21 protein-coding genes and 1 riboswitch are annotated in these 23,061 nt (G+C 56.3%); of the genes, 11 read left to right on the forward strand and 10 right to left on the reverse strand.

What is annotated here, in order from left to right; genetic code table 11:
- The first annotated feature begins 34 nt into the window (after window positions 1-34).
- Entirely contained in the window at window positions 35-1,579 is a 1,545-nt protein-coding gene (gene malF, locus V6940_RS20340) for a maltose ABC transporter permease MalF (protein WP_333497095.1), read from the forward strand.
- Window positions 1,580-1,592: 13 nt separating this feature from the next.
- Entirely contained in the window at window positions 1,593-2,483 is an 891-nt protein-coding gene (malG, locus tag V6940_RS20345) for a maltose ABC transporter permease MalG (protein ID WP_185668440.1), read from the forward strand.
- Between the two features lie 150 nt (window positions 2,484-2,633).
- On the opposite strand, the gene psiE is transcribed toward malG, so the two are convergent.
- Entirely contained in the window at window positions 2,634-3,044 is a 411-nt protein-coding gene (psiE, locus tag V6940_RS20350) for a phosphate-starvation-inducible protein PsiE (protein ID WP_035896861.1), read from the reverse strand.
- Between the two features lie 242 nt (window positions 3,045-3,286).
- Here psiE and V6940_RS20355 point away from each other — a divergent pair, with 242 nt between their 5' ends.
- Both V6940_RS20355 and V6940_RS20360 read left to right on the forward strand, forming a co-directional pair.
- Complete coding sequence (locus V6940_RS20355; protein ID WP_333497096.1) at window positions 3,287-3,796, forward strand: GNAT family N-acetyltransferase; 510 nt, start codon at window positions 3,287-3,289, stop codon at window positions 3,794-3,796.
- A 9-nt stretch (window positions 3,797-3,805) separates the two neighbouring features.
- Window positions 3,806-4,261: an acyltransferase gene (locus V6940_RS20360; protein ID WP_333497097.1), complete on the forward strand. Its 456-nt coding sequence runs from the start codon at window positions 3,806-3,808 to the stop codon at window positions 4,259-4,261.
- An 86-nt stretch (window positions 4,262-4,347) separates the two neighbouring features.
- Here the strand turns inward: V6940_RS20360 and V6940_RS20365 are convergent, their stop codons facing one another.
- The 5 genes from V6940_RS20365 to pgi form a co-directional block, all read right to left on the reverse strand.
- Complete coding sequence (locus tag V6940_RS20365; RefSeq protein WP_333497098.1) at window positions 4,348-6,444, reverse strand: YjbH domain-containing protein; 2,097 nt, start codon at window positions 6,442-6,444, stop codon at window positions 4,348-4,350.
- Window positions 6,444-7,181 carry a capsule biosynthesis GfcC family protein gene (locus tag V6940_RS20370; RefSeq protein ID WP_333497099.1) on the reverse strand — a complete coding sequence of 246 codons (738 nt, stop codon included), beginning with the start codon at window positions 7,179-7,181 and terminating at the stop codon, window positions 6,444-6,446. Before V6940_RS20370 ends, V6940_RS20365 begins: the two co-directional genes overlap by 1 nt.
- On the reverse strand, window positions 7,178-7,816 hold the full coding sequence (locus V6940_RS20375) for a YjbF family lipoprotein (RefSeq protein WP_333497100.1): 639 nt from the start codon (window positions 7,814-7,816) through the stop codon (window positions 7,178-7,180). Before V6940_RS20375 ends, V6940_RS20370 begins: the two co-directional genes overlap by 4 nt.
- Window positions 7,817-7,877: 61 nt before the next feature.
- Complete coding sequence (gene yjbE / locus V6940_RS20380; RefSeq protein ID WP_035895200.1) at window positions 7,878-8,129, reverse strand: exopolysaccharide production protein YjbE; 252 nt, start codon at window positions 8,127-8,129, stop codon at window positions 7,878-7,880.
- A gap of 336 nt (window positions 8,130-8,465) precedes the next feature.
- On the reverse strand, window positions 8,466-10,115 hold the full coding sequence (pgi, locus tag V6940_RS20385) for a glucose-6-phosphate isomerase (RefSeq protein ID WP_220440466.1): 1,650 nt from the start codon (window positions 10,113-10,115) through the stop codon (window positions 8,466-8,468).
- A 243-nt stretch (window positions 10,116-10,358) separates the two neighbouring features.
- A riboswitch (Lysine riboswitch) is annotated at window positions 10,359-10,556 on the forward strand.
- Window positions 10,557-10,670: 114 nt separating this feature from the next.
- On the opposite strand from pgi, the gene lysC reads away from it, so the two are divergent.
- Window positions 10,671-12,020 (forward strand): lysine-sensitive aspartokinase 3, encoded by a 1,350-nt coding sequence (gene lysC, locus V6940_RS20390; protein WP_333497101.1) that lies wholly within the window; start codon window positions 10,671-10,673, stop codon window positions 12,018-12,020.
- 89 nt (window positions 12,021-12,109) lie between these two features.
- Here the strand turns inward: lysC and V6940_RS20395 are convergent, their stop codons facing one another.
- Both V6940_RS20395 and V6940_RS20400 read right to left on the reverse strand, forming a co-directional pair.
- Window positions 12,110-12,898, reverse strand: a complete 789-nt coding sequence (locus tag V6940_RS20395; protein ID WP_333497102.1) for a nucleotidyltransferase domain-containing protein — start codon at window positions 12,896-12,898, stop codon at window positions 12,110-12,112.
- A 5-nt stretch (window positions 12,899-12,903) separates the two neighbouring features.
- On the reverse strand, window positions 12,904-14,031 hold the full coding sequence (locus V6940_RS20400; protein ID WP_333497103.1) for a slipin family protein: 1,128 nt from the start codon (window positions 14,029-14,031) through the stop codon (window positions 12,904-12,906).
- Between the two features lie 453 nt (window positions 14,032-14,484).
- Here V6940_RS20400 and rtcR point away from each other — a divergent pair, with 453 nt between their 5' ends.
- The 3 genes from rtcR to V6940_RS20415 all read left to right on the forward strand — a co-directional run bounded on the left by rtcR (window position 14,485) and on the right by V6940_RS20415 (window position 17,542).
- Entirely contained in the window at window positions 14,485-16,065 is a 1,581-nt protein-coding gene (gene rtcR / locus V6940_RS20405) for an RNA repair transcriptional activator RtcR (protein WP_333497104.1), read from the forward strand.
- 111 nt (window positions 16,066-16,176) lie between these two features.
- A complete protein-coding gene (gene panS, locus V6940_RS20410; protein ID WP_333497105.1) occupies window positions 16,177-17,103 on the forward strand; it encodes a ketopantoate/pantoate/pantothenate transporter PanS in 927 nt (308 codons plus the stop codon).
- Window positions 17,104-17,269: 166 nt separating this feature from the next.
- Window positions 17,270-17,542: a DUF3811 domain-containing protein gene (locus V6940_RS20415; protein ID WP_333497106.1), complete on the forward strand. Its 273-nt coding sequence runs from the start codon at window positions 17,270-17,272 to the stop codon at window positions 17,540-17,542.
- Here the strand turns inward: V6940_RS20415 and rluF are convergent.
- Window positions 17,539-18,417 (reverse strand): 23S rRNA pseudouridine(2604) synthase RluF, encoded by an 879-nt coding sequence (gene rluF, locus V6940_RS20420; protein ID WP_185668431.1) that lies wholly within the window; start codon window positions 18,415-18,417, stop codon window positions 17,539-17,541. The genes V6940_RS20415 and rluF overlap by 4 nt on opposite strands.
- Window positions 18,418-18,636: 219 nt before the next feature.
- On the opposite strand from rluF, the gene V6940_RS20425 reads away from it, so the two are divergent.
- The 3 genes from V6940_RS20425 (at window position 18,637) to pepE (ending at window position 21,201) form a co-directional block, all read left to right on the forward strand.
- Window positions 18,637-19,560, forward strand: coding sequence for a sugar-binding transcriptional regulator (locus V6940_RS20425; RefSeq protein ID WP_333497107.1), 924 nt, complete (start codon window positions 18,637-18,639; stop codon window positions 19,558-19,560).
- A gap of 21 nt (window positions 19,561-19,581) precedes the next feature.
- The gene (locus V6940_RS20430) at window positions 19,582-20,394 is read left to right on the forward strand and encodes a shikimate 5-dehydrogenase (protein ID WP_333497108.1); all 813 of its coding nucleotides are present in this window, start codon (window positions 19,582-19,584) and stop codon (window positions 20,392-20,394) included.
- A gap of 117 nt (window positions 20,395-20,511) precedes the next feature.
- Complete coding sequence (gene pepE / locus V6940_RS20435) at window positions 20,512-21,201, forward strand: dipeptidase PepE (protein WP_333497116.1); 690 nt, start codon at window positions 20,512-20,514, stop codon at window positions 21,199-21,201.
- 97 nt (window positions 21,202-21,298) lie between these two features.
- Here the strand turns inward: pepE and V6940_RS20440 are convergent, their stop codons facing one another.
- Entirely contained in the window at window positions 21,299-22,930 is a 1,632-nt protein-coding gene (locus V6940_RS20440; RefSeq protein ID WP_333497109.1) for a Na/Pi cotransporter family protein, read from the reverse strand.
- Window positions 22,931-23,061: the final 131 nt, after the last annotated feature.

Below are 23,061 nucleotides of genomic sequence, written 5' to 3' on the forward strand. Positions count from 1 at the left end.
GAGAAAAGCTCAAACGCTGTAGAGGAAGATCCCCATGGATGTCATTAAAAAGAAACATTGGTGGCAAAGCGACACGCTGAAATGGTCAGTGATTGGTCTGCTGGGCTTGCTGGTGGGTTACCTTGTAGTTTTAATGTACGCACAAGGGGAGTACCTGTTCGCCATCATGACGCTGATCTTAAGCTCAGCGGGTCTGTATATTTTCGCCAACCGTAAAACCTACGCCTGGCGCTACGTTTACCCTGGCATGGCCGGGATGGGGCTGTTCGTCCTGTTCCCACTGATTTGTACCATCGCCATCGCCTTTACCAACTACAGCAGCACCAACCAGCTCACCTTTGAACGCGCCCAGCAGGTGCTGATGGACCGTTCTTATCAGGCGGGCAAAACCTACAACTTCAGCCTGTTCCCGGCGGGTGATGAGTGGCAACTGGCCCTCACCGACGGCGAGAGCGGCAAAAATTACCTCTCCGACAGCTTTAAGATTGGCGGCGAGCAGAAGCTGCAGTTGAAAGAGACAGAAGCGCTGCCGACCGGCGAGCGTGCGCAGCTTCGCGTGATCACCCAAAACCGTCAGGCGCTGAACCAACTGACCGCCGTGCTGCCGGATGAAAGCAAAGTCACCATGAGCTCGCTGCGTCAGTTCTCCGGCACCCAGCCGCTCTACACCCTGGCCGACGATGGCCTGCTGACCAACAACCAGAGCGGCGTAAAATACCGTCCTAACAATGACGTCGGTTTCTACCAGACGGTAAACGCCGATGGTTCCTGGGGCGATGAGAAGCTGAGCCCTGGCTACACCGTCGGTATCGGCTGGGACAACTTCACCCGCGTCTTCACCGACGAGGGCATCCAGAAGCCGTTCTTCGCTATCTTCGTCTGGACGGTGGTCTTCTCGGTACTGACCGTGATCCTGACCGTCGCCGTCGGCATGGTGCTGGCCTGCCTCGTACAGTGGGAATCGCTGAAGGGCAAAGCCATCTACCGCGTGCTGTTGATTCTGCCGTACGCCGTACCGTCGTTTATATCGATTCTGATTTTCAAAGGGCTGTTCAACCAGAGCTTTGGTGAAATCAACATGATGCTGAGCGCGCTGTTCGGTATCAAACCGGCCTGGTTCAGCGACCCGACCACCGCACGTTCGATGATTGTTATCGTCAACACCTGGCTCGGCTACCCGTACATGATGATCCTGTGCATGGGCCTGCTGAAAGCGATTCCGGACGACCTGTATGAAGCCTCGGCAATGGATGGCGCAGGCCCGTTCCAGAACTTCTTCAAGATTACGTTACCGCTGCTGATTAAGCCGCTGACGCCGCTGATGATCGCCAGCTTCGCCTTTAACTTTAACAACTTCGTGCTGATTCAGCTGTTGACTAACGGCGGCCCGGACCGTCTCGGCACCACCACGCCGGCCGGCTATACCGACCTGCTGGTGAGCTATACCTACCGTATCGCCTTTGAAGGCGGCGGCGGCCAGGACTTCGGTCTGGCGGCAGCGATTGCGACGCTTATCTTCCTGCTGGTCGGTGCGCTTGCGATAGTGAACCTGAAAGCCACGCGCATGAAGTTTGATTAAGGGAGACTCGAACATGGCTATGGTACAACCCAAATCTCAGAAACTGCGTCTCTTTACCACGCACCTTCTGCTGCTGATTTTCATTGCGGCGATTATGTTCCCGCTGCTGATGGTAATCGCCATTTCACTGCGCGAAGGTAACTTCGCCACCGGCAGCCTGATCCCGGAGAATATCTCATGGGAGCACTGGAAGCTGGCGCTGGGCTTCAGCGTTGAGCACGCCGATGGTCGCGTAACGCCGCCGCCGTTCCCGGTGCTGTTGTGGCTGTGGAACTCGGTGAAAATCGCCGGTATCACCGCGATTGGCATCGTAACGCTCTCCACCACCTGCGCCTACGCTTTTGCCCGCATGCGCTTCCCGGGCAAAGCCACGCTGCTGAAAGGGATGCTGATTTTCCAGATGTTCCCGGCGGTACTGTCGCTGGTTGCTCTGTACGCGTTGTTTGACCGTCTGGGCCAGTACATTCCGTTTATCGGCCTGAACACCCACGGCGGCGTGATCTTCGCCTACCTCGGCGGTATCGCGCTGCACGTCTGGACGATTAAAGGCTACTTCGAAACGATTGATGGTTCTCTGGAAGAAGCGGCGGCGCTGGATGGTGCCACCCCGTGGCAGGCGTTCCGTCTGGTTCTGCTGCCGCTGTCGGTACCGATTCTGGCGGTGGTGTTTATCCTGTCGTTTATCGCCGCGATCACCGAAGTTCCGGTTGCATCACTGCTGCTGCGTGATGTGAACAGCTACACCCTGGCCGTTGGTATGCAGCAATACCTCAACCCGCAAAACTACCTGTGGGGTGACTTTGCCGCAGCGGCCGTACTTTCCGCTATCCCGATTACCGTGGTCTTCCTGCTGGCGCAGCGTTGGCTGGTGAATGGCCTGACGGCCGGGGGCGTGAAGGGCTAATTTTCATCAGCAATGCCACTGCTATTATCCTCAACTTGAACGTACCCTAACTTGTGACTGTTTGGCGCTCCTATGGAGCGCCCTTTTTTTTGTCGCAGGTATCGGTTTCCCCGGCGGCGCTTCGCTTGGTGGGCTACAAACGTGCGGGCTTTATTCTCGTTTCAGCCGCTTCGAATTACACAGCCACAGCGTAATCACTAGCAGCAGAATGGCCGCGGAGTAAATCAGTACGTCCAGCGGCGATTTATGGTCGACAATAATCAGCCGCACAATCGCCGTGATACCGATATAGACAAAGTAGCGCAATGGGAAGTGAAACCCCGACTGGAAGTACTTCACAATCAGGGCGATAAATTCAAAATAGAGGAAGTAGACTACCAGCCCTTCCACCAGCTCGTACTTGCTGGTGCTCTCAGGGGCGAACAGCACGTCGGCCAGGTGTAATGTCTCTTTGCCGAGGAACACGACCAGGATCAGGCCAAGGCTGAGCAGCCCCAGGTTCAGCACGGTCTGCAGAATGGTGGAGATAAACTCAACGCGGGGACGAGATAGTGACGTCATGGCTAGCACCTCTTTCTCTAGGTCGAGATCTTTGTATAGCGCAGAAATGTGATCCAGATCTACTTTTTTTACCCATCCTGAAGCGCCAGAAACGGTCTGCTTATTGATGGCCATCCCTTTCAGAAAAGCGCGCCCTCCCCTTAAACTCTGCATCACCACACACTTTCCCCCCTAATTCCTTACCTCCTCGCGTGACCTGCTGGCACAATCAACCTCTGTTTATCATCAGGAGTAGACGGCACATGCTCAGCATTCGCCAGGCAACCGCGGAAGATATTCCCCTGTTGAGCCACATGGGCTACACCAGCTATACCCACCATTTTGCTCATCTGTGGAAAAATACGGATGAGCTTCGCCAGTTCCTCGAAGAGGAATACGGACAAGCGGCGTTACATCAGTCGTTCGCGAAGACGGGCAGTTGCTGGCTGATTGCCTCCACATCAGCACCAGTAGGCTTTGCGAAGTACTCACCAGGACAATACGTCGAGCCGGATGGCCTGTGCGGTACGCTGCTGCACAAGCTCTACCTGATGCCGGAAGAAACCGGTCAGCGGTTCGGCGAGCAGCTATTTTCCGAGGTGATACGTCAGGCCAAGGCCCAGCATGAGACGGCGCTATGGCTTGAGGTGCTGGCAGATAACCCACAGGCGCGGAAGTTTTACGAACGCCTGGGTATGCAGCATCTTAAAGACGTTCACTTCACCACTGCTACGCAGACCAGCACGCTGCATATTCTGACCAAAAGGCTCTGAGAGGATACCATGACCTCAATTCGTCAGGTTGCCACCCGTAACGTCACCTGTGGGGAAAACGTGGTTATCTACGAACCCGCCAACCTCTATGATTGCACGCTTGGCGATAACGTTTTTATCGGCCCGTTCGTGGAGATTCAGGGCAATACGCGGATTGGTGCCAACAGCAAAATCCAGTCGCACACCTTTATCTGCGAGTACGTCACCGTCGGGCGTGACTGCTTTATCGGCCACGGGGTGATGTTTGCCAACGATATGTTCCGCGAGGGAAAGCCCAACGCCGACCGCGAAAGCTGGGGGCGGATTACGATTGGCAACAACGTTTCTATCGGCAGCGGAGCGACCATTCTTGCAGTGTCGATTTGCGATGGCGTGGTGATTGGCGCGGGCAGCGTGGTGACCCACTCTATTGAAGAAAAAGGGGTGTACGCCGGGAATCCGGCACGGTTGTTGCGGCGGTTATAAAACCAATTGTAGCCCGGCCAAGCGAAGCGCCGCCGGGTTCTCCCCGGAGTCGGCGTAAACGCCTCGTCCGGGCTACGGGATAAGCATTACCTGAAGTTCTGGCTTCTATCGCCGGTCATGTTATACAGCTCGAACTTACGACCCAGCATCTGGCCGCCGTCACGCGTAAGAGGCGTCCAGCCAACGACCGCACGACTGCGGGTTGGACCAGAGGTGAAGAGATCCATCGGGATATTCACGTAAACCCCTTTGGTGAACTCCCCTTCGCCATACTCGTCCGCCGAAACGTTGGTAATAGTGGCGTATGCACCCACTACAATGCCGCTGTCGAAGTGTTTCGAGATATCCAGCGTGCCGCCTTTATCCCCCGCCAGATATTGCCCAACGCTGGCTTTCACCAGTACATCCTGCGCGAACGATGGCGTCCAGTAGGCGGTAAGATGCCCGGTCTTCACGCTGTAGTCGGTAAACTTCATCATGTCCTGCGCGCTGCGCCAGTCACGCTGCTTCACGTAGTTGGCGTTCAGACCGAAAGCCCAATTGCTATCCACCGGGCGATAGAGCACTTCCGCCCCCGCGCCGCCGTACATGGTTTCCAGATAGCCACCGTAGACCTGGCCGTAGAAATCATTGCCCAGGTACTGGAAGTAGTTCGCCTGCAGGTTATTTACGTAAACATCGTTCTGCACGTATTCACGAATATGCGTGCGCACGCGCGGCAGGGTTGAGTCCTTAGGTGGGTTGGTGTAGTTAAATTTATCGTAGTTGTTTGCAACGTTGGCAAACAGGCTGCCGCTGGTCAGCAGGTGGTCGGTCACCCACCAGTCCGCCGAGCCCATTACGCCCACCTGGTACATATAGAAGCTTTCCGCCCCGCCGATAGACTGGCTAAGGACCGGGTCGATATGGAAATCAAAGCGCGATTTGTCGATGTACCAACCCTGCTCGGTTTTATCCGGCACGATTGGTGCAACGCGTTTTTGCTCCAGCGGCGTCTCCTGCCCCAGCGGCTCCCCGGCAAGATGTCGTTGCAGACTCGCCACATCGGTTTCTGTGGTCACTTCCGGCAGATTTAGCCGCGTTTCGGTGATGCGGATCGTGCGGATCCCTTCCGGAAGATCGTTAGCGATGATCCGATTAGCACGTTCGATCCCTTCACGCGAATCACGATACTTTACCTGCTCGCCGGTGACGTACAGCGTGTCGCCCTGCACCTGAATATTCGGTGCCGCAAAGCCGGCGTTGTACTTAAGCTGGGTGAGCTGATTTGCCACCACCGAATGCTGGAGGATCGGATCCTGCGGCTGAGGCCGATAGGTCGGCCGCGCGTTGTCGTTATAGGACGGACGCAGATCGTTAAAGTTGGTGCGCAGGGTAAAGCCGAACATCACCGTATTGCCACGCTCGTAGCTCAGGTTCACGTCGGCCCAGTCGGTAACGCGATAGATAGCGCCGACGTTAATTTTACTCTTCTGATCGAGCTTACCGGCAAAGTCCTGCTGATAGTTATTGCCTTCATACTCCAGCTTCAGGCGCAGCGGCTGCCACGGCGTCTGATACTCAATGCCGCCAAAATAGGCCGCCGGGCCGTGGAACATCTGGCTGCCGTCGACCGAGCCCGCTTTACGATAGCTATTATCGCGATAGCAGTATTTGTCGCTATAGGAGCAGAACGGGTTGGTGGCGTTGCCGCTGGTGCCGAGGTAGCCCCAGCCTAAACCGAGGGTAAAGTCGAACGGTCCCCAGGCTTTGCTGGCGACAATATATTCCGAGTCAAACAGGCCAGTACCACCGATATCGCGCGCCCCGACCGCTACCTGCGGCATCCAGTAGCTCTCTTCCCACAGGCGCAGTTTCACATCGAAGGCTTTATCTTTATAGGTTTGCGAGCCGGAGAAAGCCTCTACGCTGCTGTAGTCTTTGGTGCGCACATCGGTGTAGCGCAGCGTGGTTTCCAGCCACGGGAAAAGCTGGGCGGAAGCGGAGTAATAGCGGTACTGATCGTTATCGCGATAGTTCAGGCTGAATTCGCCGTCGCGCGCCATCCGCGCCGTCGGGGTTTGCAGCAGGCCAACGCCGCCAAAATCTGACTGCGAGGGGCCAATCGGCGCGGGGTAAGTCTCCGCATGACACGCTGCGCTGACCGACAGGGCCAGTAGACTGTAAAGACAGGCTTTTTTCATTATTCAGGTCTCCGCTGCGACAGGGAGCGAAGGATTTCAGCATTCAGCGCTTCATATTTATTCGTCCACAGTGAGTCGGCAAAGCCGACAAACAGAATGCTGCCGGGCATCGGTTCAACGTGCCGCTTATTCCAGTACGCTACCGGCGCTTTTTGCGTGCGCCCGTCCGGGTAAATCACCCAGGCGTAGCTGCGTTCTGCACCGCTGAGCAGGCTGACATCATCAAGGTAGCTGGCGGCATCGCGCCCCGGCGTGAAGGGGATTTTTCCCGGTTTATCCACCAACCCCACCAACGTAATGGTGGAAGGTTCGCGCCCCAGCCACAGGGTGTAGTTTCCTTCGAGCGGCGGATTATTTTTGTTGTGAACCCGCACGGTGTCTGGGTCCAGCGGCACCAGTAAGCGCCCGGTTACCGGGATGGCCTGCAGTTGGCTGCGCAGAGCATTAATCGCCCCCGCCTCGCTGCCGTCCTCATCCGCCGCCAGCGCGGCAAGCTCAGCCAGCAGCGCCTGATGTTCACGCTCGGCTTTAGCGGCTGCCAGCGGAGAGGTCATCGCCGCGCCGGGCCACCAGCTTCCCGCCAGCCTCGGTTGCCCCACCAGGTCGGCCAGTCGTTCGGCATGGGTTAAGGTCAGCGGCTTTTCAACGCCCGCCATATGAACCTCAACGGTGCCAGCCGCCAGAGCGGCAAAGGAGATAGCGCTTAGCATGGCGGCGATAATTAACGGTTTTTTCATGATTTCGCCGCCTTGATAAGCGTGGTTTTCACCGGGAACGTCCCCGCGCCGAGGTACTGTTCCGACTGGCGAATTTGACCTTCGCTGTCGACCCAGTAGCGGTTGCGCCAACTTGCTGCAGAGGTAGAGACCTCTTCTTCCAGCACACGTACAACGGTGTTCTGGCCTGCCATCGTCAGCGTGTCGTTATCGTCCCAGTGGAAGGTGGATGTTGCGGTGGCATAGCGCACCTGCTGGTGCTCGGTCCAGCCCATCGTCCGCGTCCAGCGCGCGCCATCGGTAATCTGGTTCGGGCGCACCAGCGGGTCGTTATCGAGGTTATTCACCGTGAGGAGGTTGTCGCCTCCGAGCTGCGTTTTCACCAGCCGTCCATGCTGGGTGACCAGCATCGCCCGGTCCTGCGTCAGCCATTTCTGCTGGCCGTTTTCAGCATACGCCAGCACCACGAAGATCTGCGGGCCGCCGTTAAGCTGCATATATTGGCTGGCGTACGGCATGGTCTGGATTTCATCATCAGTGAGCTGCACGCCCGACTCGCCAGATACGCTTTGCCAAAGCGATTTCCCCAGCCCCTTGGTGCTGGGTGAACACGCCTGAAGCAACAGGCAAATAAGAGGAATAACAAGTCGCTTCACGACGCTTCTCCAGGGGCAAAATAACCACACCGAAGTGTGGTTAGGATTAACGTACCGATTATTACTGAGTACGGGTGGTCGTTGTCGTGCTGGTCGTGGTGGTAGTCCCGGTGTTGGAACCATCGCCGCCAGCCGCTGCCAGCGCCATACCGACCGCAGAACCTACGGTGCTGGCGCTGGTGGCGGTTGAACTCCCGGCCGACACGGACGTTGCTGCTGCACCAGCCGCTTCACCCGTTTCAATAGGTGCCGCGCTGGCGCTTGCCGCAGCAAACGCCGATATGGCAAAAATGCCATAGAGGATTTTCTTCATACGTATTCCCTTCATTAGATGAATGGAGATGTACCCGAAAATATTCAGGCGTCATCGAGTATACACAACCAAATGAACGGAATTCGGTGATGGGAAATAGGGGAAGGTTTTTTCGGAAAATACGAAAATAGAATATAAGAAAATAAAATATCGATAAATAACAGGGTATTAATTATTGACGTGAGAATAGCAATATACGGTTAATCCGAAATGGATATCTGGGATAGGTGATATTTAGGATTATGCTCAATATCAATATAATTCAGAAAACAGAGATATACGGAATTATCTGACAAAAAAATGCCGGCATGATGCCGGCATTGAGAATATATAACCTTACGCGCGCCAGGATTTATAACGGTTGATCAGACCGTTGGTGGAGCTATCGTGGCTGTCGATGGCTTTATCATCGTTCAGCTCCGGCAGAATGCGGTTAGCCAGCTGTTTACCCAGCTCAACACCCCATTGGTCGAAGGTGAAAATGTTCAGGATCGCACCCTGAGTGAAGATTTTATGCTCGTACAGGGCAATCAGCGCCCCCAGGCTGTACGGGGTAATTTCGCGCAGCAGGATAGAGTTGGTTGGACGGTTGCCTTCGAACACTTTGAACGGCACCACGTAATCCAGGGTTGCGGGATCTTTACCCTGGTCACGATATTCCTGCTCAACCACTTCACGAGATTTACCAAACGCCAGCGCTTCGGTCTGGGCGAAGAAGTTAGACAGCAGCTTCGGATGGTGGTCAGTCAGCGGATTGTGGGTGATCGCCGGGGCGATGAAATCGCACGGTACGATTTTGGTGCCCTGGTGAATCAGCTGATAGAACGCATGCTGGCCGTTGGTGCCCGGCTCGCCCCAGATGATTGGGCCAGTCTGGTGCTCAACTTTGTTGCCGTTACGGTCAACGTACTTACCGTTGGACTCCATGTTGCCCTGCTGGAAGTACGCGGCAAAGCGGTGCATGTACTGGTCGTACGGCAGAATCGCTTCAGTTTCGGTACCGTAAAAATTGTTGTACCAGATGCCGATCAGCGCCAGCAGCACCGGCAGGTTTTTCTCCGCCGGAGTGGTAGAGAAGTGCTTATCCATCGCGTGTGCGCCGGAAAGCAGTTCAACGAAGTTGTCGTAGCCCACGGACAGGATGATAGACAGACCAATCGCGGACCACAGAGAGTAACGGCCGCCAACCCAGTCCCAGAACTCGAACATGTTGGCAGTATCGATACCGAACTCAGACACCGCTTTACCGTTGGTAGACAGCGCGGCGAAGTGTTTTGCCACGTGCTTCTGATCGCCCGCACTTGCCAGGAACCAGTCACGCGCGCTGTGGGCGTTGGTCATGGTTTCCTGAGTGGTGAAGGTTTTAGACGCCACCAGGAACAACGTGGTTTCTGGGTTCAGGTTCTTCAGCGCTTCGGCGATGTGAGTACCATCGACGTTAGAGACGAAGTGCATGTTCAGATGGTTTTTGTACGGGCGCAGCGCTTCGGTCACCATGAATGGGCCGAGGTCAGAGCCGCCGATACCAATGTTTACCACGTCAGTGATGGATTTGCCGGTGTAGCCTTTCCACTGACCGGAGATGATCGCTTCAGAGAAGGCTTTCATCTTCTCCAGCACCGCGTTCACTTCCGGCATCACGTCTTTGCCATCAACGATAATCGGGGTATTGCTACGGTTACGCAGCGCCACGTGCAGCACGGCACGGTCTTCGGTACGGTTGATTTTCTCACCGGAGAACATGGACTTAATCGCACCGCTCAGATCGGTCTCTTTGGCCAGATCCAGCAGTTTTGCCAGGGTCTCTTCGGTAATACGGTTTTTGGAGAAATCGACCAGCATCTGATCGTCGAAGGTGGCGGAAAACTTGCTAAAACGGTCGCCATCTTTAGCGAACAGTTCCGCAATGGTCACGTCCTTCATTGCATCGAAGTGTTTCTGTAGTGCCTGCCACGCAGCGGTCTGCGTTGGGTTGATGTTTTTCATTAGCAATACCCTTCTGATTTAAGAATCAAACTGCCCTCGATTGTAGCGCCTGTCACAAAAAAAAGTGATGGTTTTAATGTTATCCCCTCGCCAGGCGACAAAATTGCGCAGAAAACAGACAAAAGTATAGCCTTCATAAGCCCTATTACTGCGAGGGCAAGCTGCATGAAAAATCCGCATAACCCCAGCGTTGACAAGGTACCCGCTAACCCTTTATTTATAAACGTACTACCTGCGCATGCGCAGGCCAGAAGAGGCGCGTTGCCCAGGTAAAGGGTGTGGGAGGAACCAATCCTGTGAAAACACCTGAGGGGGAGCAACGCCGAGATGCGTGAACAACAGGTTGCGTTCACCATCGGCTGCAGGGGCTGAATCCCCTGGGTTGTCACCAGAAACGTTCGCAGTCGGGCGTTTCGCAAGTGGTGGAGCACTTCTGGGTGAAATCGTAGTTGTTTATCGCTCTGCGCCCACCCGTCTTTCGCTCTTCCCTTGTGCCAAGGCTGAATAATCTGGTCCGGTTTATCTGAACCTGACCTCCCCTGACACGAGGTTATTATGACAGCATTAGTCGTCGCCAAATTTGGTGGCACCAGCGTGGCCGATTTTGACGCCATGAACCGTAGCGCCGATGTGGTGCTCTCTGACGCCAACGTACGCGTGGTTGTGCTGTCTGCTTCGGCGGGCGTCACCAACCTGTTGGTTGCCCTTGCCGAAGGGCTGGAGCCTGCCGATCGCCAGGCCAAACTGGATGCCATTCGCGCCATTCAGTACGCCGTGCTTGAACGTCTGGCAAACCCTGCCGTTATCCGTGATGAAATCGAACGCCTGCTGGAAAACCTCGGCACGCTGGCGGAAGCCGCATCCCTGGCAACCTCTACCGCCCTGACCGATGAACTGGTCAGCCACGGCGAACTGATGTCCACCCTGCTGTTTGTTGAAATTCTGCGTGAACGCCATGTGCAGGCGCAGTGGTTTGACGTGCGTAAAGTGATGCGCACCAGCGACCGCTTTGGCCGCGCCGAGCCGGACGTTGCCGCACTGGCCGAACTGGCTACCCAGCAACTGGCTCCGCGCCTCGACGAAGGTCTGGTGATCACCCAGGGCTTTATCGGCAGCGAAGGCAAAGGCCGTACCACCACGCTTGGCCGCGGCGGCAGCGACTACACCGCCGCGCTGTTGGGCGAAGCGCTGCATGCGACCCGCGTCGATATCTGGACCGACGTGCCGGGCATCTACACCACCGACCCACGTGTGGTGCCGGCGGCAAAACGTATTGATGAAATCGCTTTTGAAGAGGCCGCTGAACTGGCGACCTTTGGCGCGAAAGTTCTGCACCCGGCGACCTTGCTGCCTGCGGTTCGCAGCGATATTCCGGTGTTCGTCGGCTCCAGCAAAGATCCGAAAGCTGGCGGCACCATGGTGTGCAATAAAACCGCCAACCCGCCGCTGTTCCGCGCGCTGGCGCTGCGCCGTAAGCAGACCCTGCTGACCCTGCACAGCCTGAACATGCTGCACTCCCGCGGCTTCCTGGCGGAAGTGTTCGGCATTCTGGCGCGCCATAGCATCTCCGTAGATCTGATCACCACCTCTGAAGTCAGCGTCGCGCTGACGCTGGATACCACCGGTTCAACCTCTACCGGCGACACGCTGCTGACGCAGTCATTGCTGATGGAACTGTCGGCGCTGTGCCGCGTAGAAGTGGAAGAGAACCTGGCGCTGGTGGCGTTGATTGGTAACAACCTGTCGAAAGCCTGCGGCGTGGGTAAAGAGGTGTTTGGCGTACTTGAGCCGTTCAACATCCGCATGATTTGCTACGGCGCATCCAGCTATAACCTGTGCTTCCTGGTGCCGGGTGCGGAAGCCGAGCAAGTGGTGCAGAAACTTCACCATAACCTGTTTGAGTAACAAAAAGGCCGGATAGCAAAATACCTATCCGGCCTGTTGTTGTTGATATCCGCCCGGTAGCATCATGCTATCGGGCCGTATCCCCCACCTCAACGCATCACCGTCGACATCAGCAACTGGTCTAACTCCCTGACATCACCTTCCCGACTATCGGGCAGTGCGGGTGGCGTTTCACCACGCGCCAATTCAGCCTGAATAAACGCATGCAGCAGTGGTCGACGCAGGCCATACATCGCCTCACCGGCCCGCTGTTTGCGTTCAAGCAGTTCATCTATCTCCTGACGCAGCGGCACATCCAGTTCGCTTCCCGCCAGCAGATCCGCAAAGCGCATTGGCGGCACCCCTTTCCCCGCTTCAACCCAGCGTACGGCCAACAGCGGGCGCAGTACGTAGAAGTATTTTTTTAGCCTGACCTCTTCACCCTGCAGATAACCGCGGAAGTTTTTCCGCGCCATCGAATAGTAGTGCCAGCGGGCACGTAGCGGAGAGAACCATTTTGGCACCAGCGCTTTTAACGCCCCGATCGTGGCCTCATCCTGCTGGTAGACGACCGGTGAATCCAGCCACTCGATAAGCGTCGGGTTAGCCCCTTTTAGCAAGCCCAGCGCTTTACGCCACTCCCAGCCGCAAACATCCAGCTCATCATCGATAGGCAGCTCGATAACATCCCGCGGGGCTTCAACCCGCAGGTACCATTCCGGCGGGTGGACGTACAAAAATCGCACGTCATAATCGCTGTCCAGCGAGGCAAATCCCCAACCACGGCTACCAGACTCACACGCGTACAGCACGCTAACGTTGTAGCGCTGCTCCACCGCTTTTAGCTGCTGCAATACGCGCTCGCGCATGGCCGCATCAACGCCGTTTTCTCGTCTCATTGTGATTATCCTTTTATGTTCACCAGACCGTGCAGAACCTGATCAAGCCCACCGAATACCGAGATTTTATCAATACGTTCCGCCACTCTTTCGAGGGTTTCCAGCTCTTTTAAACGCAGCGCTACCGGGTTGTTTTCCATCACCTTCGCCGTGTTTAACAACGAGCGCGTGGCCGCCGTCTCTTCGCGTCGACGAATCACGTTAGCCTGCGCCGATTTTTCGGCTTCAACCAGCTGCGACAAAATGGTCTTCATATCGCCAGGTAATACGATATCCTTCACGCCCAGCGACGCCACCTCAATACCAAACGGCGCCACGCGATTTTTCACCTGCGCGCTCACCACCTCGTCAATAACCTGCTTATCTTCCAGCAGCTCATCCAACGTTCTCGTCCCTACCGCTTCACGCAGCGCAAACTGCAATTCACGATACAGATGCTCTACCGGTTTAGTCAGTTGACCAAACGCCTGCAGCACATCGTGATAACGCCAGTTCGCCGCCAGATTAAGACGCAGGTTGACCTTATCTTTGGTCAGAATCTCTTGCCCGCTCACTTCCAGCGCCTGCAAGCGAGTGTCGACGGTTTCCGCTTCAATCAGATGGTTCACCTTCCAGTATGCCGTCAGACCCGGTTGCAGCAGCGGTTGCGTCTCGCCGTCAATTTTGAGGACACCAACATGCCAGGCCGGAACCTGTACCGTTAACATCGCTTCACGCCCTTTTACCGCACCACTTCGGCGAGGTTGTAATACCGCATTCATAATGTCCGTTGGTACCTGAACCTGGCGGGTATCCAACCGAACCAGCGCCAATGCCTCATCGGCACGCCAGTAAAGCCGACGCGTAGCAGGCGGTAATATCTCCTGCAGAATACCGTTCACGTACAGCGCCCCGGCTTCAGTATCGCTTAAATCAACGACCAGGCAGTACTGCACTACCCACTCAGGCTGGAATCGACGTAAGTAGGTCGCCAGCGCTTCCGGGACTTCGCTGCCATCGGTATTCACCACCAGCACGTCTGGTGTGTTAAACCATGGCAAACGGTGCTCACCGGCTTCCAGCACCTGCTCGTAATCACCCTCGCGGGATACCAGGCCGAGCTGACCTTTACGAATCGTGATTTTCTTCATCATTCTTTTCTTCCTTATGGTGAATCAGGCGCGGGTGCAGGAGCGAAGCGGCAGGGGAATTCCCTTTTGCCTGTCGCACGGCATCGTTACCGGCAGCCTGTTTTGACGTGGGCTAACTGCGCACCACCTCGTTATATTTCTATGATTAACAACCAGTTTTCATCTGGAGAATGAAATTGGGAATCGAACCCATGGTGTGTGTCTTCGGCTGACGGAACGCGTCGAAAATACAGCTACTGCCGTTTCCGACGTGCCGGCGAGGTTTAACCCCCTGCGCTTGCAGCGTTGTTGACATATCAGGTATTGCCAGAAACGTGCCAGAAAAAGAAATCAGCAAAATAAATATTCAATATGTTGATTGATAATGTTTTTATTTTTAATGCTTGTTTTGGTGGTTGCCGGGGAATGTTTGTTTTTTTATCTTTAAGTATCGGAACTTATCTTTCTGGATAAACAATGAAAAAGCGGCGGGTTGTCATTGGTGTGCTGGGTACGGTGCTGGATAAACGCGGTAAACGGGCAAATCGGTTTAAGAAATGGCGGCCCACGGTCGGAATTTGCCAACAGGTAGATTTCCCCATCGACCGGCTTGAGTTGCTCTATCAACCACGCGATGAAAGCATGGCACAAAGGCTGGTTGAGGATGTTGCCCTACTGGCCCCTCATACTCAGGTACGGCCCCATGCCGTGACGATTAACGATCCGTGGGATTTTGAAGAGGTTTATGCCGCCTTCCTCGATTTCGCAACCCACTATGCGTTCGATACCGAAAACGAAGAATATCTGGTGCATATCACAACCGGCACTCACGTGGCGCAGATTTGCTGGTTCCTGCTCACAGAAGCTCGGTATCTTCCGGCCAGCCTGTTGCAATCAAGCCCAGCACCGAGAGGCTCATCCGATGAAGCCGTCGCCGCGGGCGTCTGTTCGGTTATCGATCTGGATTTAAGCCGCTACGCCACCCTGACCAGCCGCTTCCAGCGTGAACAAGCACAATCGATCTCTTTTCTGAAGGACGGGATTGATACCCACAACGCGACCTTCAATAAACTCATCGATCGTATAGAGCGGGTCGCGCTTCGCTCTACCGATCCTATTCTGCTGACCGGTCCCACCGGGGCGGGGAAGTCTTTCCTCGCGAAACGTATCTTCCAGCTTCGCCAATCACGCCATCTGGTGGCAGGCAAACTGGTGGCAGTTAACTGCGCCACCCTGCGCGGCGACAATGCGATGTCGACCTTATTTGGGCACGTCAAAGGGGCATTTACCGGGGCGTTGACGGCTCGCACCGGACTATTACGCGAAGCCGATGGCGGTGTGTTATTCCTGGATGAGATCGCCGAGCTGGGGCTGGATGAGCAGGCGATGCTGCTGAAAGCCATTGAAGAAAAAACCTTTTTCCCGTTTGGCGGGGATAAAGAGGTACACAGCGATTTCCAGCTCATCGCTGGCACCCATCGCGATATGCAGCAGTGGGTAGCAGAAGGCCGTTTCCGTGAAGATCTCTACGCGCGTATCAATATGTGGCGTTTTGCCCTTCCCGGCCTGGCACAGCGGCGAGAAGATATTCCCCCCAATATTGAGTACGAACTACAGCGCTTTTCCAGTATCAAACAGACGCAAATCCGTTTTGATAAAGAGGCCCGCGATCGCTATCTGGCCTTTGCCTGTTCAAACCAGGCACAATGGCGCGGCAACTTTCGTGAGCTCAGTTCCTCCATCGCGCGTATGGCCACGCTCGCCGAACAGGGCCGCATCACGCAAGCATTGGTTGAAGAAGAGATTTTGTTGTTGCAGGAGAGCTGGCAGATTGCGGTATCACCGCTGGAACTGGAGGAAGAAATTGACCTGTTTGATCGGCGCCAGTTAGAAACCGTGCTCGAGGTATGTCGCCGCAGCACATCGTTGTCTGAAGCGGGTCGCGAGCTATTTGCTGTCTCCCGGCAGAAGAAAACCAATCCGAACGATGCCGACCGTTTACGTAAATACCTGGCGCGTTTTGGGCTGAGTTGGGAAAGCCTGCATCACGGAACATGAACATAATTTGTTTGAATATTATTCCACCACGCGATAAACAATAACTATAGCCGGGCTCGAACCCGGCTTTTTTATAACAACACAACACCACTCTATCGCAAGGAATACAACATGCTCGCCGTTATCACCCGGCTGTTCCCGTTATGGGCGCTGCTGCTCTCTGTTATTGCCTACTTCACCCCCACGACCTTCACGCCTATCGGGCCGCTGGTTCCTTCGCTGCTGATGCTGATTATGTTCGGCATGGGCGTGCATCTAAAGGTGGACGATTTTAAACGTGTGCTGTCACGGCCTGCGCCGGTCGCAGCGGGGATTTTCCTGCACTATCTGGTGATGCCGCTCGCTGCCTGGCTGCTGGCGCTGGCTTTCCATATGCCGCCGGAGCTGTCTGCCGGGATGGTATTGGTGGGCAGCGTGGCCAGCGGGACGGCATCGAACGTGATGATCTTTCTGGCGAAGGGCGATGTGGCGCTGTCGGTCACCATCTCGTCCGTCTCCACGCTGGTTGGCGTGGTCGCGACACCGCTGCTGACCCGCCTGTACGTCGATGCGCATATTCAGGTCGATGTGATGGGCATGCTGCTTAGCATTCTGCAGATTGTAGTGATCCCGATTGCGATGGGTCTGGTTATCCACCACCTGTTCCCGCGCGTGGTGAAAGCGGTGGAACCTTATCTGCCTGCGTTTTCGATGATCTGCATTCTGGCGATTATCAGCGCGGTGGTCGCCGGTTCTGCGTCGCATATTGCGTCCGTGGGCTTTATGGTGATTATCGCGGTTATTCTGCACAACACCATTGGCCTGCTTGGCGGTTACTGGGGCGGTCGTCTGTTTGGTTTTGATGAGTCGACCTGCCGCACGCTGGCCATTGAGGTCGGCATGCAGAACTCCGGGCTTGCCGCGGCGTTGGGGAAAATCTACTTCGGGCCGCTGGCCGCCCTGCCGGGCGCACTGTTCTCCGTATGGCATAACCTGTCTGGGTCACTGCTGGCGGGGTACTGGTCAGGGAAGCCTATCAAGCAGACAACGCAAAAATAGAATCTGGCGGCGCTTCGCTTGACCGGGCTTGTAGGCCCGATAAGCGTAGCGCCATCGGGCAACATGGCGCACATTGCCGGATGGCGGCGTAAACGCCTTATCCGGCCTACACAGCCTCACGCCTTTGCCGTACACTGGGTTAACTATCCGATTGAGGGCAACCCTTATGGCACTCCCCCGCATTACGCAAAAAGAGATGACCGAGCGCGAGCAGCGTGAACTGAAAACCCTGCTCGACCGCGCGCGCATTGCGCATGGCCGTCCGCTGTCCAACGCGGAAACCAATAGCGTGAAAAAGGAGTACATCGATAAGCTGATGGTTCAGCGCGAAGCCGAAGCGAAGAAAGCCCGCCAGGTGAAAAAACAGCAGGCTTATAAACCGGATAGCGAAAGTTCGTTTTCGTGGTCGGCAAGTACGCCGACACGCGGCAGGCGTTAACGGCCTTTCTTTTTACGTCCCGGCGCGGTGAAACGTTTACCGTTTCCGTTCCCCGCCGGGCGCGCTGGCTTCTCGCTGGTCTTTTCCATCTTCACCACCGGACGCTTGATACCGGCGGTTTTCGGCTTGGCCTTCACCTTCGGCTTGGCTTCGGAAGACGAGTTTTCAATCAGCTTGAACAGATCCACCAGCTCGTCGTCGGTCAGGTCGCGCCACTCACCCAGCGGGATCCCCGTCAGGCTGACGTTCATAATGCGCGTACGCTCGAGCTTGGTCACTTCGAAACCGAAGTGTTCGCACATGCGGCGAATCTGACGGTTTAAGCCCTGCACCAGGGTAATACGGAAGACGAAAGGCGCCTCTTTCTTCACCTTACACTTCTTCGTCACCGTCCCCAGAATCGGTACGCCCGCGCCCATCCCGCGAATAAACTCATCGGTAACCGGCTTGTCGACGGTGACCAGATACTCTTTTTCATGGTCGTTGCCGGCACGCAGGATCTTGTTCACCAGGTCGCCGTGGTTGGTGAGGAAAATCAGCCCCTGGGAGTCTTTATCCAGACGGCCAATCGGGAAGATACGCTTGCTGTGGTTAACGAAATCCACAATGTTGTCGCGCTCGCCGTCTTCGGTAGTACTGACGATACCGACGGGTTTGTTCAGCGCAATCAGCACCAGATCATCCGCTTCCCGCGGCTCAATCAATCGACCGTTGACCTTCACAACGTCGCCCGGCACGACCTGATCGCCGATCGTCGCGCGCTTGCCGTTGATAAAGACGTTGCCTTGTTCGATAAAGCGATCCGCTTCGCGACGCGAGCAGATGCCGCTTTCGCTGATGTATTTATTTAATCGAGTGGATGAGTCTGGCAGCATAAATTCTCCTGTAAAAGCGAAATATACCCTACCTTTCGGCTGAGAAAAAATAGTCCGCGACAAATCATTGTTTTCATCACGCCCTTTCTGCACAAAAGTGCATACCTATGACCAACGGCTTTTCCATAAATACGCTTGAACTCCCGACATGACGGCGCTATACCAGATCGAGAACCCGTTTTTACATTTTGCACATATGTGCAGGAGCCCGCTACTTCGATGGAAAACAGCGACGATATCCGCCTGATCGTGAAAATTGCCCAGCTTTATTACGAGCAGGAGATGACGCAGGCGCAAATCGCCAACCAGTTGGGAATTTATCGCACCACCATCAGCCGCCTGCTCAAGCGCGGGCGCGAGCTAGGCGTAGTGACCATCGCCATCAACTATGACTACAACGATGGTTTGTGGCTGGAAGAACGGTTGAAGCAGAAATTTGGCCTGAAAGAGGCCGTCGTGGCACCGCTGGAGAGCGAGACAGGAATTTACGGCGCGCAGCTGTTTGAACGACTGCTGTCGCCGAACGCCGTGATTGGTTTCGGCTGGGGCCGCGCGGTCAGCGCGCTGGTCGAGGCGTTACCGCAATCCAGTCAGCCTCGTCCGCTGGTGTGCGTGCCTATCGTTGGCGGCCCCTCTGGCAAGCTTCCGAGCCGTTACCACGTCAACACCCTAACCTACAGCGCCGCCACGCGGTTAAAGAGCGAGTCGTATCTCGCAGACTTCCCGGCTTTGCTGGATAACCCGCTGATTCGCCAGGGCATCATGCAATCTCAGCATTTTCAGGCGCTGGCCGAGTACTGGCAGCGGCTGGATATCGCGCTGGTCGGCATCGGCTCCCCCGCTATTCGCCATGCGGCCAACTGGCAGGCATTTTACGGTAATGCGCAAAGCGATGAGCTGGAGGCGCTTCAGGTGGCGGGGGATATCTGCTCGCGCTTTTTTGCCGGGGACGGCACGCCCGTTGCCACCGCGATGCAGGACAAAACGCTCTCCATTGAGCTTAAGACCTTAAAGCAGGCCCGCTATGTCATCGGTCTGGCGAGCGGTGAAGAGAAGCACGCCGCTATCCTTGGCGCGCTGCGCGGGCAGCATATCAACGCGCTGGTCACCGACCGGGCCACCGCAGAATATTTAGTGCAGTAAGACATTAACGAGGACATGACCATGATTAACCGCGATACCCAGCTGTGCATGTCGCTTGCCGGCCGCCCCGGCAACTTTGGCACGCGCTTTCATAACTATCTGTATGAAAAACTGGGGCTGAATTTTATCTATAAAGCTTTTACCACGCAGGATATTGAAGCAGCGGTGAAAGGCGTTCGCGCGCTGGGTATCCGCGGCTGTGCGGTATCGATGCCGTTTAAAGAGAGCTGCATGGCGTTTCTGGATGCTATCGATCCGTCGGCCAGGGTCATCGACTCCGTCAATACTATCGTCAATGACAACGGTCAACTGACCGGGTTTAACACCGACTACATTGCGGTAAAAAGCCTGATTACCAGCCACCAGCTCGATACCTCCGCCCGCGTGATGATTCAGGGCAGCGGCGGGATGGGGAAAGCGGTGATTGCCGCCTTTCGCGACGCGGGCTTTAGCGACGTGATTATCGCCGCCCGCAATGAGGCCAACGGCACCGCGCTGGCAAAACAGTACGGCTTTCAGTGGCAGGCGCAGCCGGACGCTGACGGTATTGATATTCTGGTTAACGTCACGCCTATCGGCATGGCGGGCGGTAAAGAGAGCGAGCAGCTCGCCTTTAGTGAAGCAATGGTCGCACGCGCCAGCGTGGTGTTTGACGTGGTGGCCCTGCCGCCGGAAACGCCGGTGATTCAGCTCGCCCAGCGCCTGGGGAAAAAGACGATCAGCGGTGCCGAAGTGATTGCCCTGCAGGCAGTGGAGCAGTTTGTGATGTACACCGGCGTACGGCCGGACGATGCGCTGGTGGCCGAGGCAGCGGCGTTTGCCAGAGCGGGGTAATAGGAACGGTAGGCCGGACTCTCTACTGCAACATCGTGAACTGCATCAGTAAGCTGCCCGACGCAGGGTGATAACATGCTGCCCTGCTCGATAATTTTCTGATGAATAGGAGAAATGATGGACTTACTTCTGCTGAGTAACTCGACGCTGCCGGGTAAAGCCTGGCTGGAACACGCGCTGCCACTGATTGCCGGGCAGTTAAACGGCCGCCGTCGCGCGGTGTTTCTGCCGTTTGCGGGCGTGACGCAGACCTGGGACGAGTACACGGCAAAAACCGCCGCCGTTCTGGCGCCGTTAGGCGTGACGGTCACCGGTATCCATAGCGTGGCAGACCCTATTTCCGCGATTGAAAATGCCGAGGTGATTATCGTCGGCGGCGGCAACACCTTCCAGTTGCTGAAAGAGAGCCGCGAGCGCGGGCTGCTGACACCGATTGTCGATGTAGTGAAGCGTGGTGCGCTGTACATCGGCTGGAGCGCGGGCGCTAACCTTGCCTGCCAGACCATCCGCACCACTAATGATATGCCGATTGTCGATCCGAAAGGGTTTGATGCGCTGGGGCTGTTCCCGCTGCAGATTAACCCACACTTCACCAACGCGCTGCCGGAAGGCCATAAGGGCGAAACCCGCGAGCAGCGTATTCGCGAACTGCTGGTCGTGGCACCGGAATTAACGGTGATTGGTCTGCCGGAAGGCAACTGGATTCAGGTGGCAAATGGGGAAGCGACGCTTGGTGGGCCGCGTACGACCTATGTGTTCAGAGCGGGAGAAGAAGCGGTCGCGCTGGAGGAAGGGCATCGCTTCTGAGCCGTAAACCCGGGGTCGGCGTAAACGCCTCGCCCGGGCTACAGACACAGATAATTATCAAGGTAGCCCGGCCGAGCGCAGCGACGCCGGGTGTGCGTTAGTAATCGTCGCGATCGTCGTCTTCATCCGGCTGCTCCAGCACGCTGTAGGCAACGGAGCAGAACAGCGAGTTCAGGCGCAGCATGTCACCCAGCAGCGCCAGGTGCAGGGTGCTGGTTTCAATACTCTGCACGTTCTGCTGGTGCAGGCGGTCGACGTGCGCGTGCGCGTAGCGGCGGTTCAGAATACGGAACCGGTGCTTGCTGCGACGCAGGCGACGGGCGCTGGTGACGTCACCGGCGAAGAACACCGACATCGCCAGCTGCAAATTACTTAACAGCAGCTCATACAGCGCTTCCAGCTCTTTTAACCCCTCAACCGAGAAGGCACGACGCGCAGCCAGCGATTTGTCGGCAATCTCGCTACCCATGCGCTCGATAATGTCCGAGGCCTGTTCGAGGTTAAGCGACATTTCGATAATCTCCGCCCAGCGGCGGGACTCCTCTTCCGCCAGCTCATCTTTCGGCATTCGCGCCAGATAGAGCTTGATGGCGGTGTAGAGCACGTTGATATCATCTGCCTGCTTACGCAGGTTTTTCTCTTCACGCGGTTCGCCGTGCATCACCTTCTTTAACCCATCCAGCATCTGCTCGGTGGCATCACCGATGCGCAGCGTTTCACGGGCGGCATTGGCCAGCGCTAGCGTTGGGGTATCCAGCGCGGTCACGTCCAGGTGCTTCGGCTTGAGGTTGGCGTCCAGCTCCGGTTCATCGCGGATGAGACGCTTACAGAGTCGCGCCATCGGCTCGGCGAACGGCACCATCGCCAGGCAGCGAATCAGGTTGTAGAAGACGTGGAAGTAGATAACCAGCTCGGACTCCGGCAGCGGCAGCTTGTGCATCACGTCGGCCAGCATATGGACGAACGGCAGGATGATCAGGCTACCCACCAGCTTAAACAGCAGGCTACCCAGCGCCACGCGTCGCGCGGCGGCGTTCGCGGCGCTGTTGTTGAGCATCGCCAGCAGGCCAGAGCCCAGGTTGGCACCAATCACCAGACACAGCGCCACCGGGAAGGAGATAACCCCCGCGGTAGTCAGCGTCGCCGTCAGCAGTACCGCCGCCAGGCTGGAGTAACTGATGATGGCGAATACCGCGCCAATCAGGGCATCCAGCAGGATATCACCGGTCAGCGAGGCGAAAATGACCTGTACGCCGTTGGCTTCGGTAATCGGTCTGACCGCCTGAACGATTAATTCCAGCGCCAGCAGGATAAGCCCCAGGCCAATCCCGACGCGGCCAAGCTGCCCTTCACGGGTCTGCTTGCGGCCGAGGAAAAAGGCCACGCCGATAAATATCAGCAGCGGCGACAGCCACGATAGATCGAAGGTCAGGATACGCGCCATCAGCGCGGTCCCCACGTCGGCTCCCAATACAATGACCAGCGCAGGCGTCAGGGCAACCAAATCCTGCGCGACAAAGGAGGTCACCAGCATAGTGGTGGCGTTACTGCTCTGGACCAGCGCGGTAACGCCAATACCCGCACAGAAGGCGAGCGGTTTTTTCTCGACGCTGCGGCTGAGCACGGTACGCAGGCGCGCGCCGAAGACGCGCATCACGCCAGTACGCACGATATGGGTGCCCCACACCAACAGCGAGACGGCAGAAAGCAGGTGCAGCAGAGTTAACACGGAATCATTTTCTCCTTATTGTTATGGGTTCCTGAGGCTCCTATGCCTGTTGGCGCTGCGCTTATCAGGCCGACAAATCATCCCTATGCTGGCCGGAAAAGGTGTACAGCGCACGTGAGCCTTCTTTCAGT

The sequence above is a fragment of the Kluyvera sp. CHPC 1.251 genome, from assembly GCF_036759945.1.
In the GTDB taxonomy this organism is placed as follows: domain Bacteria; phylum Pseudomonadota; class Gammaproteobacteria; order Enterobacterales; family Enterobacteriaceae; genus Kluyvera; species Kluyvera sichuanensis.

Coding starts and splice junctions, on each gene's coding strand:
- malF (WP_333497095.1), top strand. CDS start 35: ATGGATGTCATTAAAAAGAAACATTGGTGGCAAAGCGACACGCTGAAA.
- malG (WP_185668440.1), top strand. CDS start 1,593: ATGGCTATGGTACAACCCAAATCTCAGAAACTGCGTCTCTTTACCACG.
- psiE (WP_035896861.1), bottom strand. CDS start 3,044: ATGACGTCACTATCTCGTCCCCGCGTTGAGTTTATCTCCACCATTCTG.
- V6940_RS20355 (WP_333497096.1), top strand. CDS start 3,287: ATGCTCAGCATTCGCCAGGCAACCGCGGAAGATATTCCCCTGTTGAGC.
- V6940_RS20360 (WP_333497097.1), top strand. CDS start 3,806: ATGACCTCAATTCGTCAGGTTGCCACCCGTAACGTCACCTGTGGGGAA.
- V6940_RS20365 (WP_333497098.1), bottom strand. CDS start 6,444: ATGAAAAAAGCCTGTCTTTACAGTCTACTGGCCCTGTCGGTCAGCGCA.
- V6940_RS20370 (WP_333497099.1), bottom strand. CDS start 7,181: ATGAAAAAACCGTTAATTATCGCCGCCATGCTAAGCGCTATCTCCTTT.
- yjbE (WP_035895200.1), bottom strand. CDS start 8,129: ATGAAGAAAATCCTCTATGGCATTTTTGCCATATCGGCGTTTGCTGCG.
- pgi (WP_220440466.1), bottom strand. CDS start 10,115: ATGAAAAACATCAACCCAACGCAGACCGCTGCGTGGCAGGCACTACAG.
- lysC (WP_333497101.1), top strand. CDS start 10,671: ATGACAGCATTAGTCGTCGCCAAATTTGGTGGCACCAGCGTGGCCGAT.
- V6940_RS20395 (WP_333497102.1), bottom strand. CDS start 12,898: ATGAGACGAGAAAACGGCGTTGATGCGGCCATGCGCGAGCGCGTATTG.
- V6940_RS20400 (WP_333497103.1), bottom strand. CDS start 14,031: ATGATGAAGAAAATCACGATTCGTAAAGGTCAGCTCGGCCTGGTATCC.
- rtcR (WP_333497104.1), top strand. CDS start 14,485: ATGAAAAAGCGGCGGGTTGTCATTGGTGTGCTGGGTACGGTGCTGGAT.
- panS (WP_333497105.1), top strand. CDS start 16,177: ATGCTCGCCGTTATCACCCGGCTGTTCCCGTTATGGGCGCTGCTGCTC.
- V6940_RS20415 (WP_333497106.1), top strand. CDS start 17,270: ATGGCACTCCCCCGCATTACGCAAAAAGAGATGACCGAGCGCGAGCAG.
- rluF (WP_185668431.1), bottom strand. CDS start 18,417: ATGCTGCCAGACTCATCCACTCGATTAAATAAATACATCAGCGAAAGC.
- V6940_RS20425 (WP_333497107.1), top strand. CDS start 18,637: ATGGAAAACAGCGACGATATCCGCCTGATCGTGAAAATTGCCCAGCTT.
- V6940_RS20430 (WP_333497108.1), top strand. CDS start 19,582: ATGATTAACCGCGATACCCAGCTGTGCATGTCGCTTGCCGGCCGCCCC.
- pepE (WP_333497116.1), top strand. CDS start 20,512: ATGGACTTACTTCTGCTGAGTAACTCGACGCTGCCGGGTAAAGCCTGG.